General features: G+C 63.5%; 15 protein-coding genes and 1 pseudogene. 3 read left to right on the top strand and 13 right to left on the bottom strand.

What is annotated here, in order from left to right; all coding sequences use genetic code 11:
- Positions 1 to 20: 20 nt before the first annotated feature.
- From purF to OEZ49_RS17115, 5 genes are all read right to left on the bottom strand, one after another.
- On the bottom strand, positions 21 to 1,508 hold the full coding sequence (gene purF, locus OEZ49_RS17135; protein ID WP_263389458.1) for an amidophosphoribosyltransferase: 1,488 nt from the start codon (positions 1,506 to 1,508) through the stop codon (positions 21 to 23).
- A 101-nt stretch (positions 1,509 to 1,609) separates the two neighbouring features.
- Positions 1,610 to 2,170: a Hint domain-containing protein gene (locus OEZ49_RS17130; RefSeq protein ID WP_263389457.1), complete on the bottom strand. Its 561-nt coding sequence runs from the start codon at positions 2,168 to 2,170 to the stop codon at positions 1,610 to 1,612.
- Between the two features lie 238 nt (positions 2,171 to 2,408).
- Positions 2,409 to 2,963 carry a CvpA family protein gene (locus OEZ49_RS17125; protein ID WP_263389456.1) on the bottom strand — a complete coding sequence of 185 codons (555 nt, stop codon included), beginning with the start codon at positions 2,961 to 2,963 and terminating at the stop codon, positions 2,409 to 2,411.
- Positions 2,964 to 3,005: 42 nt separating this feature from the next.
- Complete coding sequence (radA, locus tag OEZ49_RS17120; protein ID WP_263389455.1) at positions 3,006 to 4,367, bottom strand: DNA repair protein RadA; 1,362 nt, start codon at positions 4,365 to 4,367, stop codon at positions 3,006 to 3,008.
- A gap of 169 nt (positions 4,368 to 4,536) precedes the next feature.
- The gene (locus OEZ49_RS17115) at positions 4,537 to 4,980 is read right to left on the bottom strand and encodes a paraquat-inducible protein A (RefSeq protein WP_263389454.1); all 444 of its coding nucleotides are present in this window, start codon (positions 4,978 to 4,980) and stop codon (positions 4,537 to 4,539) included.
- 109 nt (positions 4,981 to 5,089) lie between these two features.
- Between OEZ49_RS17115 and OEZ49_RS17110 the strand changes: the two genes are divergently transcribed.
- Entirely contained in the window at positions 5,090 to 5,533 is a 444-nt protein-coding gene (locus OEZ49_RS17110) for an acyl-CoA thioesterase (RefSeq protein WP_164128335.1), read from the top strand.
- A gap of 14 nt (positions 5,534 to 5,547) precedes the next feature.
- On the opposite strand, the gene OEZ49_RS17105 is transcribed toward OEZ49_RS17110, so the two are convergent.
- The 4 genes and pseudogenes from OEZ49_RS17105 to OEZ49_RS17090 form a co-directional block, all read right to left on the bottom strand.
- Positions 5,548 to 6,297 carry an ABC transporter ATP-binding protein gene (locus tag OEZ49_RS17105; protein WP_263389453.1) on the bottom strand — a complete coding sequence of 250 codons (750 nt, stop codon included), beginning with the start codon at positions 6,295 to 6,297 and terminating at the stop codon, positions 5,548 to 5,550.
- Positions 6,294 to 7,076, bottom strand: a complete 783-nt coding sequence (locus tag OEZ49_RS17100; protein WP_263389452.1) for an MlaE family ABC transporter permease — start codon at positions 7,074 to 7,076, stop codon at positions 6,294 to 6,296. Before OEZ49_RS17100 ends, OEZ49_RS17105 begins: the two co-directional genes overlap by 4 nt.
- An 89-nt stretch (positions 7,077 to 7,165) precedes the next feature.
- A pseudogene (alr, locus tag OEZ49_RS17095) lies at positions 7,166 to 8,197 on the bottom strand (alanine racemase); the annotation flags it as partial.
- Positions 8,198 to 8,227: 30 nt separating this feature from the next.
- Complete coding sequence (locus OEZ49_RS17090; RefSeq protein ID WP_263389451.1) at positions 8,228 to 9,181, bottom strand: isopenicillin N synthase family dioxygenase; 954 nt, start codon at positions 9,179 to 9,181, stop codon at positions 8,228 to 8,230.
- A gap of 210 nt (positions 9,182 to 9,391) precedes the next feature.
- On the opposite strand from OEZ49_RS17090, the gene OEZ49_RS17085 reads away from it, so the two are divergent.
- Together OEZ49_RS17085 and OEZ49_RS17080 are read left to right on the top strand one after the other, a co-directional pair.
- On the top strand, positions 9,392 to 10,144 hold the full coding sequence (locus OEZ49_RS17085; protein WP_164128330.1) for a sulfite exporter TauE/SafE family protein: 753 nt from the start codon (positions 9,392 to 9,394) through the stop codon (positions 10,142 to 10,144).
- 26 nt (positions 10,145 to 10,170) lie between these two features.
- Entirely contained in the window at positions 10,171 to 10,797 is a 627-nt protein-coding gene (locus OEZ49_RS17080; RefSeq protein ID WP_263389450.1) for a LysE family translocator, read from the top strand.
- 111 nt (positions 10,798 to 10,908) lie between these two features.
- On the opposite strand, the gene OEZ49_RS17075 is transcribed toward OEZ49_RS17080, so the two are convergent.
- The 4 genes from OEZ49_RS17075 to pyrC all read right to left on the bottom strand — a co-directional run bounded on the left by OEZ49_RS17075 (position 10,909) and on the right by pyrC (position 15,788).
- On the bottom strand, positions 10,909 to 12,399 hold the full coding sequence (locus tag OEZ49_RS17075; RefSeq protein WP_164128328.1) for a replicative DNA helicase: 1,491 nt from the start codon (positions 12,397 to 12,399) through the stop codon (positions 10,909 to 10,911).
- Positions 12,400 to 12,594: 195 nt separating this feature from the next.
- Positions 12,595 to 13,272, bottom strand: coding sequence for an orotate phosphoribosyltransferase (locus tag OEZ49_RS17070; protein ID WP_263389449.1), 678 nt, complete (start codon positions 13,270 to 13,272; stop codon positions 12,595 to 12,597).
- A gap of 72 nt (positions 13,273 to 13,344) precedes the next feature.
- Positions 13,345 to 14,550 carry a sensor histidine kinase gene (locus OEZ49_RS17065; RefSeq protein ID WP_263389448.1) on the bottom strand — a complete coding sequence of 402 codons (1,206 nt, stop codon included), beginning with the start codon at positions 14,548 to 14,550 and terminating at the stop codon, positions 13,345 to 13,347.
- 197 nt (positions 14,551 to 14,747) lie between these two features.
- A complete protein-coding gene (pyrC, locus tag OEZ49_RS17060; RefSeq protein WP_263389447.1) occupies positions 14,748 to 15,788 on the bottom strand; it encodes a dihydroorotase in 1,041 nt (346 codons plus the stop codon).
- Between the last annotated feature and the right edge of the window lie 29 nt (positions 15,789 to 15,817).

Genomic DNA, 15,817 nt, shown 5'->3' with positions numbered 1-15,817 from the left:
AAGCCGCCGCGCCCTGAGGGTTACTCGGCGGCTTTGAGTTCGAAACCCTTGTCGATCATGTCGGACGGCGTGACCGGGTATTCGCCCGAGAAGCAGGCGTCGCAATATTGCGGGCAAGCCTTGTCGCGGCCCTTGCTCTCACCCACGGCGCGGTAAAGCCCGTCGAGCGAGATGAATTTCAGGCTGTCGACCCCCAGATGCACGCGCATCTCGTCCTCGGTCATGGTGGCGGCCAGCAGTTTTTCGCGTTCGGGCGTGTCGACACCATAGAAACAGGGCCAGGCGGTGGGCGGGCTGGCGATGCGGAAATGCACCTCCTTGGCGCCAGCGTCCAGGATCATGTCCTTGATCTTGCGGCTGGTGGTACCGCGCACCACCGAATCGTCGACCAGGATCACCCGCTTGCCCCGGATCAGCGCCCGGTTCACGTTCAGCTTCAGCCGCACGCCCATGTTACGGATCTGCTCGGTCGGTTCGATAAAGGTGCGGCCCATATACTGGTTGCGGATGATCCCCATCGCATAGGGAATGCCGCTTTCCAGCGAGAAGCCGATCGCCGCCGGGGTGCCGCTGTCGGGCACCGGGCAGACCAGATCGGCCTCGACCGGGCTTTCCTTGGCCAGTTCGCGGCCGATCGCCTCGCGCGTTTCATAGACACTGCGCCCGCCCAGGATCGAATCGGGGCGGGAGAAATAGACATGTTCGAAGATGCAGAACTTGGACGGCTGCGGGCGGAAGGGGAAATGGCTCTGCACCCCGTCCTCGGCGGTGATCACCACCATCTCGCCCGGTTCGATCTCGCGGATGAACTCGGCGCCGATGATATCCAGCGCACAGGTTTCCGAGGACAGCACCCAGCCGTCGCCGATCCGACCCAGCACAAGCGGCCGCACGCCCAGCGGGTCGCGCACGCCAATGAGCTTGGTGCGCGTCATCGCGACAACCGAAAACGCGCCCTCGACCCGGCGCAGCGCATCCTCCATTCGCTCGGGGATGTTGCGCTGCAAGGAGCGGGCCATCAGGTGGATGATGCATTCGCTGTCCGACGAGGACTGAAAGATCGAACCGCGCTCGATCAGTTCCCGTCGTAAAGCATTGGCATTGGTGATGTTGCCGTTATGGGCAATCGCCGCGCCGCCCATGGCAAACTCGCCAAAGAACGGCTGCACGTCACGGATCTGGGTCTGCCCCTTGGACCCGGCGGTGGAATAGCGCACATGCCCGATGCCCAGCGGGCCGGGCAGGGTCTCCATCACCGTGGTCGAGGTGAAGTTGTCGCGGACATAGCCAAAGCGGCGGGCCGAGTTGAACCCCTGGACCGGGTCATGGGTGACGATGCCGCCCGCCTCTTGTCCCCGGTGTTGCAGGGCATGCAGGCCAAGCGCCACGAAACTGGCGGCGTCCTGGACACCGATCACCCCGAATATCCCGCATTCCTCGCGCAGTTTGTCGTCGTCAAAGGGATGGGCAATGGGAAAGCGCGGGGCGGGCGTCTGCGGGCTTTGCACGGGGGCAGCTCCGATTCCGTTTCAGGTCAGGCCACCACATAATGCCTCAAACCCCGGCTGTCACGAAAGGATCATGAATTCTTTTGCCGCACCCGCATCTTTCAGGCCGCCAGATCGGCCCCCAGCTTACCATCGGCCATCATCATCAAGAGTGCACGGGCCTGCCCGTAGTTCAGGCGCTTGTAATGGGGCTCGCCATCCGTACCGGGGCAGAGGATGCGAAGACCAGTCTGCGCCCAGACCAGTTCCTCGGTCGTAAAACGTGGCGCATAGGTACGCACCTGAGCGGGTTCAATACGGCGCGCTCCTTTAAACCCGGCCAGCGCGCCAGCCGGAACCAACACTGTCGGCAAGCCGAACAGGCGTCGGCAATCCCGACCGCCTACCGCCAGATACTGGCCTTCGGTCAGGAGCAGGTTCGAACAGGCGCCAAACGTTCCACCAGGCACATGCCAAAGCGGCGTGTCTTCTTGGTCGCGGCTTTCAATGGCCAGCACCGCGCGAAAACCGCCATCACCTGTGGCAACGCGGTCTCCGGCCCGCAGCTGTTCGACCGGCGCCCAGCCTTGTGTGGTTTCAAGCAGGGTGCCGCTGGTCATCCCAGCAAGGGGGAGGTCAACCGGGGCGAATCTGGCAAAAGCGGTATGGTGGGAAAGCAGCATCTGGTGTCCTCCTGTCGCTGACGTCTGTTCTGGACTGCTCTGAGGATGGCTGCATAACTCCGCCGAATTTTCGACATGATTGCGGCCAAATCAAAGTACCGTTTCCTCTTTGCGGACAGAGCCCGGACCCGAAAGGGTATTCCAGGATATCAGCGAACGCGGCGCAAGGGTTTGTTAACCAAGAAAAAACCCGCGCAAACCATTGCGCGGGTCGAATCGGTTCGGTTGGGGGAGTGGATTACTTGGAGCAGGTACCCACTAGGTTCTCGTATTGCTGGGTGATCCAGCCCAGGGCCTGCTCGGGGTTCTGTTCCTCGATCTTGCCAGTCATCTGGGCAAAGACCTGCGCCGAGCGGCTCTCGTCGACGATGGTGAAACTCTGACCGGTCATAACGGTGTCATAGACAAAGAAAGCAATCGCCACGAGCAGCACGCCGCGCGCCACGCCAAAGATGAACCCCAACCCTTGATCCAGCCCGCCAAGCGCCGAGCGTTGCACCAGCGAGGAGAACAGCGGGGTAAAGAAACTCACGATCACCAACGCGACTGCAAACACCGCCGCAAAGGCTGCAATGACCGACAATTCGCAGCTGTCGGTTAAGAACTCGCCGATGACCGGTAGTTCCCGGATCAGCGGCATCGCCTTGGGTGCGAACAAAAAGGCCAGAACAGCCGCCGCGACCCAGCCTGCGATTGCCATAACCTCGCGCATGAACCCACGCGCATAGGCCAGCAGAGCGGACAAAACGATGATCAGGGCCACGACCCCGTCGATGATGGTGAAACCTTCCATGGCCCTCGCCTGTTTGCTCCTTGGTGCCCGCTGGGGGCAATTCTATCCCGCCCCGAAGAACTCGCCGACGAATCCCACCAGATCCGACGGTCGTTTCAGCGCGATATCCGTCCCGGCGGCGGTCTTGCCGCCCGCCGGGGCGATGGCAGAGGTGAAACCAAGTTTTTGCGCTTCTTTCAACCTGTTTTCGGTCTGGCTGGCCGGACGCAGGGCGCCAGAGAGGGAAATTTCGCCGAAAACTACCGTATCGGCGGGCAGCGCCTGGTCCTCGCGCGCACTGAGAAGTGCCGCGGCCACCGCCAGATCGGCAGCGGGTTCCGAGATCTTCAGCCCGCCCGCCACGTTCAGATAGACGTCGAGCCCAGCAAAGGGGATGCCGCAGCGCGCCTCGAGCACGGCGAGGATCATCGCCAGCCGCCCGCCATCCCAACCCACCACGGTACGGCGCGGCTGGCTGTGGGGCGAGGGGGCGACAAGGGCCTGCAACTCGACCAGCACGGGGCGGGTACCCTCGATCCCGGCAAAGACCACCGAGCCGGGGCTGGGCGTGCCACGCTCGCTGAGGAACAGGGCAGAGGGGTTGGTAACCTCCGCCAGGCCCGCGCCGGTCATTTCGAACACGCCGATCTCGTCCGCGGCGCCGAACCGGTTCTTGACGCTGCGCAGGATGCGGAACTGATGGCCGCGCTCACCCTCGAAATACAGGACGGTGTCGACCATGTGTTCGACCACACGGGGGCCGGCGATCTGGCCGTCCTTGGTGACATGGCCCACCATGATCACCGAAATGCCGGTGCGCTTGGCGAATGTGGTCAATTCATGCGCCGAGGCGCGCACCTGGCTGACGCTGCCCGGCGCGCTGTCCACATTGTCGGCCCACATGGTCTGGATCGAATCGATGATGACCAGACCCGGCTTCTCGGCCTCGAGCGTGGTGAGGATGTCGCGCAGGTTGGTTTCGGCGGCCAGTTGCACCGGCGCATCCGCCAGGCCCAGCCGACGCGCGCGCATGCGCACCTGGGCGCTGGCCTCTTCGCCCGAGACATAGAGGGTTTTCAGGCCCTTGCGGGCAAAGGCGGCAGCGGCCTGCAACAAAAGCGTCGATTTGCCGATACCCGGATCGCCGCCCACCAGGATCGCCGAGGCGGGCACCAGACCGCCGCCCAGTACCCGGTCAAGCTCGTCTATCCCCGAGCACGCGCGCGGCGGCGGGGTCTCGTCCGAGGCCAGATCGGTAAGCGTAACGGCCCGGCCCCGCTTGGCGCCCAGCGATGTCTTGGCCGGGCCGACCGACAGGCCCGCATACTGGCCGATGGTGTTCCATTCGCCGCAGTCTTCGCAACGGCCCGACCATTTGGTGAAGGACGCCCCGCAGGCGGAGCAGGAGAAAGAGGGTTTTGCCATATGCGCTTAGTGCCCTGTCTTTGGCGACACCTCAAGAGTGGAGCGCTCCCGCCCCCCTCGGGCGCCCCTGGCGGGACGCCTGCGGGCGTTGGGCCGGGCGCCGCTGGCGCGGCGGTGTCTTGCGAGGCTCTGCCTCGCGCTCCGGGATATTTGGAGCAAGAGGAAGGGGTTATGGTGCCTTTTGCCGCTGGCGTTCGGTCAGCAGGCCCAGTGTGATGGACGTCAGGATGCAGCCGGTGAACAGGTAGAGGCCCCAGGCGACCTCTATGGTGGCATAGGAAATGCCCTTGGCCAGGGTAATGTAGAGCGCGATGAGGAAGATATCGGCCATGGCGAGCTTGCCCAGGATATGCAGGGCGGGTTGGGCACGCGGATCGAGCAGGTTCCACTGGATCAGGGCGGTGCCGATGGTCTTGAGATAGGGGGCGAAGAGGGCGAATGCGGTGACGATCAGGGCCAGCGCCACATCCGAGGCCCAGAGGCTTTGCAGCCCGGTGATCACGCTGATCTCAGAGAGGCCGAAGATCGGCAGCAGCCCCGCCCGCATCAGCGGTGCGAACCAGGCAATGGGGTAGAGGACCAGCAGCGAGAGGGTGGCGAGGCGGAGGATCATCGGAATGTCTCATTGTTTGCGATAACCGACCTAATCAGCCATCCACATGGCCACAAGCCTTGAGCGGTGTGAAACCTGCTATGATGAACGGGGAAAAGAGGAGGTGGGCATGTCAGATTTTGTGTCGTTTCGGTCGGTGGTCGATCCGTCAGATTGTGATTTTCTGGGCCATATGAATGTCTCGCGTTATTTCGCGGCCTGTTCGGATGCAGTTTTTGCGGCCCAGTCGGAAATGGGGCTGACCGCCGACGATATGCGCAGCGGCCGGCGCCTGTCCTTTGCCGTGGTCCATGCCGACAGCAATTTCCTGGCCGAACTGGCCGCCGGAGACGCAATATTCATGCGCACCAGCGTGGTCGATTTCGGCGGCAAGTCCCTGACCTTCCGGCATCGGCTGTTCCGGGCGGCCGATGGAAAAGAGGCGTTTCACACGCTGTTCAAATGCGTGCTGCTCAACCTCGAAACCCGGCGCGCCGAAACCCTGCCCGAGGAGGTGCGCGGCAAGGCGTTGGAATGGGTGGAGGAGGGGTTTACCGGCATGCCGGGCGTTTAGCGCGTCTTGCAGCGTCAGCGCACCGCCTCGATCGGCCCTTCTGCACGGCCATGGATGAACTGGTCCAGGTAAGGATCACCGCTGTCGTCCATCTGCGCCACCGGACCGGTCCATTGAATCACGCCGCCATGCAGCATCGCCACGTTGTCGGCAATCGCGCGGACGCTGGTCATGTCATGGGTGATGGTCATCGCGGTGGCGCCCATCTCGGTCACGATCTCGCGGATCAGCTCGTTGATCACGCCGGCCATGATCGGATCGAGGCCCGTGGTGGGCTCGTCAAAGAAGATGATCTCGGGCTCGGCGGCGATGGCGCGCGCGAGGCCTACGCGTTTCTGCATGCCACCCGACAGCTCGGCGGGCAGCCGGTCGGCCACGTCCGGTTTCAGCCCGACGCGGCGCAGTTTCTCGATGGCGACGGCGCGGGCCTCGTCCACCGGACGTTTCAGCGAGCCGCGCAGCAGGCGAAAGGCCACGTTCTGCCACACGGGCAGCGAATCAAACAGGGCGCCGCCCTGGAACAGCATGCCAAAGCGGGCCAGAAAGGCGTCGCGGTCGCCGGTATCGGCGGCATCCTTGCCATCGACATAGATCTTGCCGCTGTCGGGCTTGATCAGCCCCAGCACACATTTCAGCGCCACCGACTTGCCGGTGCCCGACCCGCCGATGATTACCGTCGAGGTGCCGCGCGGCACCTCCAAGGTCATTCCCTGCAAAACGCGGTTGTCGCCAAACGCCTTGTGGACATTCTCCATTCGGATCATATCGAGAAGAACACCCCCGTGAGTACAAAGTTGGCGGCCAGGATCAGCACCGCCGCCGCCTCGACCGAGCCCTTGGTGGCGCGGCCCACGCCCTGGGCGCCACGGCCCGAATTCATACCATAGTAACAACCCATGACCGCCGCGATGACGCCGAACACCGCGCCCTTGACCAGCGACGAGACCACGTCGCGGGTTTCCAGGAAATCGACAGTGTTTTGCAGATAGGCGGCGGCGTTGAAGCCTAGATTCTGCACTGCCACCGTATAGCCGCCCATGATGCCGATGATATCGCCGATGCCGACCAGCATGGGCACCGTGATCAGCGCCGCCAGCACCCGGGGCGCGGTCAGGTATTTCATCGGATGGGTCGACAGCGTAACCAGCGCGTCGATCTGCTCGGTCACCTTCATCGTGGCGATCTCGGCCGCGATCGAGGAAGTGACGCGCGCCGCGATCATCAGCCCCACCAGCACCGGCCCCAGCTCGCGCACCATGCCGATGGCAACGATCTGCGGCACCACGGCCTCGGCGTTGAACCGGGCACCACCGGCATAGATCTGCAAGGCCAGCGCGCCACCGGTGAAGATCGCGGTCAGGCCCACCACCGGCAGCGACAACCAGCCGATGTTGAGCAGCGTCACGCCCAGTTCGCGAGGGTAATAGGGCGGGCGCAGGATGTGGCTGACCGCATCCAGGGTAAAGAGCGTCACGCGCCCGAAACTGGCCATGACGGACATCACCAGCCGCCCCAGCCGTGCCAACAGGTCTAGTGGGTTCATTCCGCGGCGCTTTCCGAGATCAGGCCGGGTTTGACGCGCAGCAGCTTGTCACGGATCGATTCGATCGCGCGTTCAGCCGCCTCGGCCCGCGCCAGATAGGTTCGCCGGTACCGCTGTCCCAGCGAAGTCAGAACCTCATATCCGATTGTGCCGGCCACCTCGGCCAGGTCGTCGACGGTTTGAAGCCGGTTGAGCATTTGCAGCGCGTCGGGTTCGTGATCCAGATCAGTAACATCGACGGTGATCAGATCCATTGAGACGCGCCCGACGACCCGGCAGGCGGTCTTGCCCGCATAAAGCTCGATCCCGTGCCCGAGCGCACGGTGCAGGCCATCGGCATATCCCGCCGCGACGGTCGCGATTCGGCTGGGCCGGGTGGCGGTCCAGGTGTTGGAATAGCCCACGGTCTCACCTTTGGCCACGTCGCGCACCTGGATCACAGGCAGGTCAAGCGTCACCACCGCCTTGGCCTCGTCAAACGGTTCACCGCCATAAAGCCCGACGCCCGGGCGACACATGTCAAAGTGATACTCAGGCCCCAGCAGGATGCCACCGGTGGCCGCGAGAGAACGGCGAACATCAATTCCGTTCGTCATCTCCTTGAAAAGACGAAGCTGTATCTGGTTCATCTCATGTCCCGGCTCATCTGCGCAGGCCAGATGCGACATGATCAGAACCGGTTTCTGGCCCAATGCGATCTCGCGTAGTTGCGCCCAGTCGTCGGGTTCCAGCCCCAAGCGGTTCATCCCGGTATCAAGCTGGATGCCAAACCCGTGGCCCGGCAGGCGCTCGACATGGCGCAGCATCTGATCGACCGAGTTGATCATCGGGGTCAGCGCATTGGCGCGCAGGGTGGCGGCATCGCCCTCCATATGCCCGGAAAAGACGCCGATCATCGGGCCGGGGCCAACCGCCTCGCGTACCGCCACGCCTTCCTCGGCGGCGGCGACAAAGAAGCTGCGCGCGCCCGCCTTGGCCAGATGGGCCGCGACGCGGCCCGCCCCCAGCCCATAGCCGTTTGCCTTGACCACGGCGGCGGTCTCGGACTTGGTGCGTGCGTCCAGCGCCCGCCAATTGTCGGCAAGCGCGTCGAGGTCGATGGTCAGATGTGCGGTGCTCATGTTCCGTTCATGCCATGGCAAGGCCAGAGGTCAAGGGAAAACACCCTGATCGTTGGCGGGTTTATGCGCATCATAAGCCGCTTCCAACTCCGATCGCAAAAAATCAGCGAACTTCAAAGGTGGAAACTTTGGCGCTCCGGTTCCGGGCAGCGGTTCAATCACCGTGTTCACATGCGGATCGTAGAAAAACGGGCAACTGTACCGTTCGCGACCTGACCGGTTGATCACCCGGTGCGGGGTCGACAAGAGCCGGCCGTTCGACATCCGATGCAACATGTCGCCGACATTGACCACGATGCTCCCCGGCAGGCGTGGCACATCCACCCAGTTGCCAGCAGGTGTCTTGACCTGCAAGCCGCCGACATCGTCCTGCACCAACAGGGTCAGGCAGCCGAAATCGGTATGCGGCGCCGAACCGTAAAGGTCCTCGGGGCTGGCCGCAGGCTGGGGCGGATAGTGCAGCAGGCGCAACCAGATGGTCGGGGTGTCAAAGGCGCGCATCACGCTTATATCCGTGACTTCAGCGGCTTGCAGGGCGATCTTCATCAGCCGATTGCCAAGGGCCGTCATCGCCCCGGCATAGGCTTCCAGCACCTCGCGGAACCCCTCCAGCTCGGGCCAGCGGTTCGGGCCTGACAGGTATTCCTCTGGCCGGGCGACCTTGTCTTCGCGCATCATCATGAAGCTGGCCGACTGGTTTGGCTTGGTCACCGTGGCGAGGGTGGAGTTCACATCGGTCGAGGTGTTGATCGGGATATAGCCGCGATGGCTGCGGTCCACGGCCACCGCCATTTTCCGCTCCATCGGCAGTGCGTGAAACCGGCGCGAGGCGTCGAACAGCGCCGCGATCAGGTCAGGGTCGATGCCATGCTCGGTGATATAGCCAAAGCCGGTGGTGCCATAGGCGGTGCGGAAATCGGCGGCGATCTCGGCGTCAGGGCGCTGGCCCAGCCGGATGACAGGGATTTCGGTGAATTCGGTCATGTCTTTCTCTTTTTGCTGGTCAGGGGGGACGGGCGTGCGAGACCCGTCGCTAACCGGCAAAGCGCTTGCGGCGGTGGCCGAAATGCCGGGCCAGGATCACCCGGCGCGGCAAGGGGGAAAGACGCAACATCATATGTCGATCAGTGACAAGCGGTCGGGTTCGCGTCAAGCCCCTTGCCAGCGCGCCGGCTTGGCGCTCAGATGCGGTGGATGGCCCTGCCTGACCCGATCATTGCCGGTGCGCTGTTTGCCGTGGCCCTGCTGGCCGGGGCGCTGAATGCCGTGGCGGGGGGCGCCACCTTTTTCACCTTTCCGGCGCTGATGGCGGTGGGCCTGCCGCCGATGGTCGCCAATGCCACCAATTTCGTGGCGCTGGTCCCCGGAAACCTCGCCGCGCTGCCCGCCTATCGGGCCGAACTGCGCGCCATCGGCCGCGCGCTCGGGCCGCTTCTGGCGGTCTGCGGCGCGGGCGGGGTGCTGGGCGCGCTGTTGCTGGTGGGGTTGGGTGGGGGCCTCTTCGAGCGTCTTGTGCCTTGGCTGATGGCCAGCGCCACCGCGCTCTTTGCCTTTGCCCCGCGCCTGCGCCGCTGGCTCGCCGCCCGGTCGCTGGGACAGGGGGCCGTCTGGGCGATGCTGTTTCTGTTCTCGGTCTATGGCGGTTATTTTGGCGCCGGACTGGGGCAGATCATGCTCGCCGCGCTGATCCTTGCCGGATACGAGGATTTCCACCTGGCCAACGCGGTCAAGAACGCGGTTATCGGCTGGATCAGCGTGCTGGCGGTGGCAATCTACGGCCTCAGCGCCGCCGTCGCCTGGCCCGAGGCGCTGGTGATGATGGCGGGCGCCACGCTGGGCGGGTATGGTGGCGGCACTCTGGCCCGGCACATCCCGCAGAGCCTGTTGCGGGGCGCGGTCATTGGCTTTGGTATCCTGTTGACCCTGTTCTATTTCCTGCGATCCTGACCTGACGCACGGTTCGGAGCCCGCGCATGGAAAATCTCAACACCATCGGTGTCATCCTGATCGTCAACTTCCTGGGCTGGATCACGCCGGGGCCGAACATGCTGGCGGTGATGAGTGCGTCACTCTCCCACGGGCGGGCACAAGGGCTGAGACTGGCGCTGGGTCTGTCGATCGGGGCAACGCTCTGGGCCGGGCTGGCCGTGGCCGGGGCGGCAACCCTGTTCGACCTGGTCCCAAGCACGATGCTGATGCTGAAACTTGTCGGTGCCGCTTATCTGATCTGGCTGGGCTGCAAATCCCTTGCCGCCGCCGCCCGGCGGCAAGAGGTGGTGGTGGCGGCAGAACCCGCCCCCGGTCGCGGTCTGCGCCAGGGTCTGATCGTCAGCCTGACCAACCCCAAGGTGGCGCTGTTCTGGGGCTCGGTGATGACCACGGCGGTCCCGGCAGGTGCGCCCGGCTGGTTCCTGGTTCTGATCGTCGCCTTCTGTGGTGTGCTGGCGATCTGCCTGCATTCGATTACCGCCACGGTGTTCTCCACCGGCCAGGCAATGCGCGTGTTTTCGCGTGCAAAACGCGCCATAACCACCTGTTTTGGAATGGTATTTATAGCGCTTGGCGGGGCGGTCGCCTGGTCAGTTCTGCGCCGGAGTTGAGTAGCAGGTCCGTAGGGTGGGCAGTCTTGCCCACCATTGCCAGTTCCCGGGAAATCTCCGTGCGTGCGGTGGGCAGAACTGCCCACCCTACAGCGGCCGACGCGCGACAGTTCAGTATCCTTCGATCTCGCCGCCCTGCTGCCAGGGCTTTACCAGGTTGCCAAAGCGGGTGAACTGCGCCTCGAACGACAGCTCGACCGTGCCGATCGGGCCGTGACGCTGCTTGCCCACGATCACCTCGGCCTTGCCATGTAGCCGCTCCATCGCGGTCTTCCACTCTTCCATCTTGTCCAGCTCGTGATCGCCGGGCTTCTCGCGTTCCTTGTAATACTCCTCACGGAACACGAACATCACCACGTCGGCATCCTGCTCGATCGAGCCCGATTCCCGCAGGTCGCTCAGCTGCGGCCGCTTGTCGTCGCGGTTCTCCACCTGACGGGAGAGCTGTGACAGCGCGATGACCGGGATGTTCAGCTCCTTGGCGATGGCCTTCATTCCCATCGAGATTTCGGCGATCTCGTTCACCCGGTTCTCGGCCATGCCCCGGCAAAGCTGGAGATAGTCGATCACCAACAGGTCCAGCCCATGCGTCCGCTTCAGCCGCCGCGCCCGGGCGGCAAGCTGGCTGATCGGCAGGGCGGGCGTGTCGTCGATGAACAGCGGACAGGCCTCCAGATCCTTGGCGGCGTTGACAAACCGGCGGAACTCGCCCTCGGTCATGTCGCCCTGCCGGATCTTGTGGCTGGAGATTTCCGAGGCCTCGGCCAGAACCCGGCCCGCCAGCTGCTCGGCGCTCATTTCCAGGCTGAAGAAGCCCACCACGCCGCCATCCACCGCGCCCTCGGTGCCGTCATGGCGCAATCCGCGTTTATACGCCTTGGCCACGTTGAACGCGATATTGGTTGCCAGCGAGGTTTTGCCCATCGACGGACGCCCGGCCAGGATGATCAGGTCGGACGGGTGCAACCCGCCCAGCTGCTTGTCCAGATCGACCAGCCCGGTCGAGATTCCGGCCATGCCGCCGCCGCGCTGATAGGCCTGGTTGGTAACATTGACCGCTTCGGTCACCGCCTTGAGAAAGCTCTTGAAACCGCTGTCGGTCTGGCCCTGCTCAGAAAGCTTGTAAAGCTTCTGTTCGGCCTCGACGATCTGCTCCTTGGGCTCGCTCGCCACATCGACGCGCGCCGCCTTGTCCGAGATGTCGCGGCCCAGCCGGATCAGCTCGCGCCGGATCGCCAGGTCATAGATCATCTGCGCATAGTCGCGCACGGCGAATGCGCTGATCGAGGCACCGGCAAGGTTGACCAGATAGGCCGCGCCACCCAGTTCCGCCAGCCCCGCATCCTCGGCCATGAAGGATTTCAGCGTCACAGGCGAGGCCAGTGCGTTCTTGGCGATCCGCGCCGCGGCCACCTCCCAGATGCGGGCATGCACCGGGTCATAGAAATGCTCGGACCCGATGATGTTGGCGACCCGGTCGTAAAGGTCGTTGTTGGTCAGGATCGCGCCCAACAGCTGCTGTTCGGCCTCGACCGAATGCGGCATGGTATCGGGGTTCTGAACCTCGGCGGACGTCTGTCCGATTGTGGTGATTTCGTTCATTGCTGCTCTACCGCCTCTTGGGTCAGAGGTCATAGCCGAGCGTCGCGAGTCGGCCAAGATGTATGTTTTCTGGGGATATGCTGTGTATATCTCCGAACCCCCTTATCTTGGCGGAAAAGGTGGGTGCGCGTCAACATATGGTAGAATGCGGGCGCCAACCGGCAAGGCGGCGCCCGGTTTCCCTTACGTCCGGGCTCAGCTCTTGTGGGCCGCCTGCCAGGCGCGCGGATCCTTGAGAAACGCTTCGACCCCGTTCAGCGTCGTCGCGTCAAACGCGCCCTGGATGCGCGCCTCGGCCAGCACATCCCACCAGGTGCACAGGTAATGCAGCGCAACCCCGTGATCTCCCAGCGTCTTTTCCGTCTCGGGGAAGATGTCGTAGTAAAAGATCACCGCCGTATGGCCACAGCTTGCGCCGGTCTCGCGGATCGCATCGACAAAGGACAGTTTCGAGCCGCCATCGGTAGTCAAATCCTCGACCAGCAGCACCCGCTGCCCCTCGCTCATCGCGCCCTCGATTCGGGCATTGCGACCATAGCCCTTTGGCTTTTTGCGCACATAGGTCATCGGCAGCGCCATCCGCTCGGCCACCAGCGCTGCAAAAGGGATACCGGCCGTCTCGCCGCCCGCGATATTGTCGAAGGCCTCGAACCCTGCGTTGCGCATTACGGTAACGGTCAGGAAATCCATCAGGGTCGAACGGATGCGCGGAAAGGAGATCAGCTTACGGCAGTCGATATAGCTGGGCGAGGGCAGGCCCGAGGCCAGGAAATAGGGCTCTTTGGTGTTGAAATTCACCGCGCCGATTTCCAGCAGCATGCGGGCGGACAGGCGGGCAATTTCTTCGCGGGTGGGATAGGAAGCGGGGATCATGGCAATGTTCTCTGGTTCGGATCTGTGCGGCGCTGTGTCGTGCGCTGGCATAGCCCGACGACCCTACCATGTTCAAGCAGGCTTTGGCGTTTCAGGTTGGCGCAAGGGCAGGTTGAGGCAAAACCGGCTTCCCTTGTCGCGGCCAGCGCTGTGCGCGGTTGCGGCGCCATTATGCGCTTGCATGATCTGGCGCACATTGGCTAGCCCCAGACCAGTCGCGGTTTCGCCGCCGGTGGGTATGGCCGACAGGGTCTGAAAGCGGCCAAAGACCAGTTGCAGGTCGTTTTGGGTCAGGCCCTGGCCGGTATCGGTGACGACAATCGACAATTCCCCGTCGGCAACGGCCATGGTGACATCGACAGAACCGCCGGGGCGGGTGTATTTGATTGCGTTGCGGATCAGGTTATCGACAGCAGAAATCAGGTAGGTATCGTCGGCCTCGACCTGAATGGAACTGTCCTCGGGCGTAGTGAAAGAAAGAGCAACATTCTTGCGCCGCGCATCATCGCAATTAGCTGCGACGGCAATGTCGATCAGCCGAGAAGGATCGACAGTGCGATACGAAAGCACCAAGGCATCGCCTTCTGCACGCACCCGCTCCAGTGTCGCCAAGATCAGGTCGGACATTCGTTCGGCTCCGTTCAGAATCTTGTCGAAACCAACCGCGATGCGGGCAAGATCGGGCACTTCCATCACGCCGTGTTGCTGACCCAGTTCAGCCTGGGCGATGATTGCCGCAAGCGGGCCGCGCAAGTCGTGGGCAATTACGCCCATCAGGCTGGTTTTCTGGGCGTTCTCGTGTCGCAACCGATTAAATCCGCGCTGCAACCTGGCATTGAGGTCGGATAATTCGGCGATCATTTCCTGCCTTTCGACCTCGAACGCCAATCGGCGCAATTCGGCTTCGGCGCGCTGGGCGAAAATCCGGGCGATGGCAGTGGCCAACTCTGTCTCGACAATGGGATCATTGGAAAAGATGGCGAGATGCCCGATCGTTTGCTCTTCGGTATCCCGCAGAGGGATGCCGATGTAGCCTTCGTAGGCGGCTTCATTCGGGTAGAGTTCGGCGATATCGCAAGGGATCGTCACGGTTTCACCGCGATACACCTGAGCGCACGGGGTTTCCTCGAGCCGGTAACGCAGATCATGCACGGCCTGCTGTCCGCGCAGCGCGTAGAGTGCGCGCGCGTGGGTGGGCGGAACGCCCTCACCATAGGTGACGGCGACAAAGGCCGTATCCAGATACAAGCTCAGCGCCTCGATCAGCCGCCGCAGCATGTCGTGCCCGACCTGGCAGGCGATGCTTTGCGCGATCTGGAGGATTTACTGAGTTTTTGGCGAAGGCATTGTGCGAAATCGGGCTTGTGGCTTGAATTGCCATCATGCTAGCGCACGCGCCGTGCCCTAGCCAGACTTTCACGACTTTGCGCGGGACTGGTCGGACCGGGCGCGGCACTCGCCGCGATTTTTGAATGTCAGGCGGAGACGCTCCAATGCAACGGGACGCCGGGATCGAACACGGTGACGGTGTGGTCCCCGGCGGGCAGGGTTTTGGGGATGTCGAGCGGGTCGAGCTTGCTGAGCGTGATCATGTCGTCATTGACGGGCAGGCCATAGAACGCGGGACCATGCAGCGAGGTGAAACCTTCCAGCTTGTCCAATGCGCCCGCCTGTTCGAACACATGCGCCAGGCAGGAGAGCGCGATGGGCGCGGTGAAGCAACCCGCGGCACAGCATTCTGCCTCCTTGGCGTGGGTCGGATGGGGCGCACTGTCGGTGCCGAGGAAATAGCGGGCATCGCCCGAGGTGGCGGCGGCGACCAGCGCCTCGCGGTGTTGGCGGCGCTTGAGGATCGGTAGGCAATAGTAGTGCGGGCGCATACCGCCCACCAGCATGTCATTGCGGTCGAACATCAGGTGCTGGACCGTGATCGTCGCCCCCAGACCCTCGGAGTGCGATGCCACATAGTCGACCCCGTCCTTTGTGGTGATGTGCTCCATGATCACGCGCAGTCCTGGTGTCGCGCGGCGGATCGGGTCAAGCACCCGGTCGATGAACACCGCCTCGCGGTCGAAAATGTCGATCTCGCGATCCGTGACCTCGCCATGCACGCAGAGCGGGCAGCCGATTTCGGCCATGCGTTCGAGCACCGGGCGCACCTTGTCAAAATTCTTCACGCCGCTAGCGGAATTGGTGGTGGCACCCGCCGGGTAGAGCTTGACCGAGGTGATCAGCCCGCTTGCATGGGCCGCCGCCAGATCGTCTGGATCGGTCTGCTCGGTTAGGTAAAGCGTCATCAGAGGCTTGAACGTCATGTCCTCGGGCAGCGCCGCCAGTATCCGGCCGCGATAGGCGGCGGCCTGTGCCCCGGTCACCACCGGCGGCACCAGGTTTGGCATGATGATGGCGCGGGCGAAATGGCGCGCCGTTTCGGGCAGGACGGCGGCCAGCATGGCGCCGTCGCGCAGATGCAGGTGCCAGTCGTCGGGGCGGCGGATCGTGAGGCTCTGGGTCATGCCGCCCCGCTAGCACAGGTGCGGCATTC

Origin of the sequence: Ruegeria marisflavi (assembly GCF_025673445.1) — a bacterium.
In the GTDB taxonomy this organism is placed as follows: Bacteria; Pseudomonadota; Alphaproteobacteria; order Rhodobacterales; family Rhodobacteraceae; genus Ruegeria_B; species Ruegeria_B marisflavi.
Note: the sequence above shows the minus strand (reverse complement) of the source record. Positions and strands in the feature narration are given on the sequence as shown.

Bases quoted from the DNA above. Each gene is read 5' to 3' on its own strand.
- OEZ49_RS17090 (WP_263389451.1), bottom strand. From the start codon at position 9,181: ATGACCGAATTCACCGAAATCCCTGTCATCCGGCTGGGCCAGCGCCCT.
- pyrC (WP_263389447.1), bottom strand. From the start codon at position 15,788: ATGACCCAGAGCCTCACGATCCGCCGCCCCGACGACTGGCACCTGCAT.
- OEZ49_RS17075 (WP_164128328.1), bottom strand. From the start codon at position 12,399: ATGAACGAAATCACCACAATCGGACAGACGTCCGCCGAGGTTCAGAAC.
- OEZ49_RS17125 (WP_263389456.1), bottom strand. From the start codon at position 2,963: ATGGAAGGTTTCACCATCATCGACGGGGTCGTGGCCCTGATCATCGTT.
- OEZ49_RS17080 (WP_263389450.1), top strand. From the start codon at position 10,171: ATGGAAAATCTCAACACCATCGGTGTCATCCTGATCGTCAACTTCCTG.
- OEZ49_RS17065 (WP_263389448.1), bottom strand. From the start codon at position 14,550: ATGCTGCGGCGGCTGATCGAGGCGCTGAGCTTGTATCTGGATACGGCC.
- OEZ49_RS17100 (WP_263389452.1), bottom strand. From the start codon at position 7,076: ATGAACCCACTAGACCTGTTGGCACGGCTGGGGCGGCTGGTGATGTCC.
- OEZ49_RS17085 (WP_164128330.1), top strand. From the start codon at position 9,392: ATGGCCCTGCCTGACCCGATCATTGCCGGTGCGCTGTTTGCCGTGGCC.
- OEZ49_RS17070 (WP_263389449.1), bottom strand. From the start codon at position 13,272: ATGATCCCCGCTTCCTATCCCACCCGCGAAGAAATTGCCCGCCTGTCC.
- OEZ49_RS17130 (WP_263389457.1), bottom strand. From the start codon at position 2,170: ATGCTGCTTTCCCACCATACCGCTTTTGCCAGATTCGCCCCGGTTGAC.
- OEZ49_RS17115 (WP_263389454.1), bottom strand. From the start codon at position 4,980: ATGATCCTCCGCCTCGCCACCCTCTCGCTGCTGGTCCTCTACCCCATT.
- OEZ49_RS17110 (WP_164128335.1), top strand. From the start codon at position 5,090: ATGTCAGATTTTGTGTCGTTTCGGTCGGTGGTCGATCCGTCAGATTGT.
- OEZ49_RS17105 (WP_263389453.1), bottom strand. From the start codon at position 6,297: ATGATCCGAATGGAGAATGTCCACAAGGCGTTTGGCGACAACCGCGTT.
- radA (WP_263389455.1), bottom strand. From the start codon at position 4,367: ATGGCAAAACCCTCTTTCTCCTGCTCCGCCTGCGGGGCGTCCTTCACC.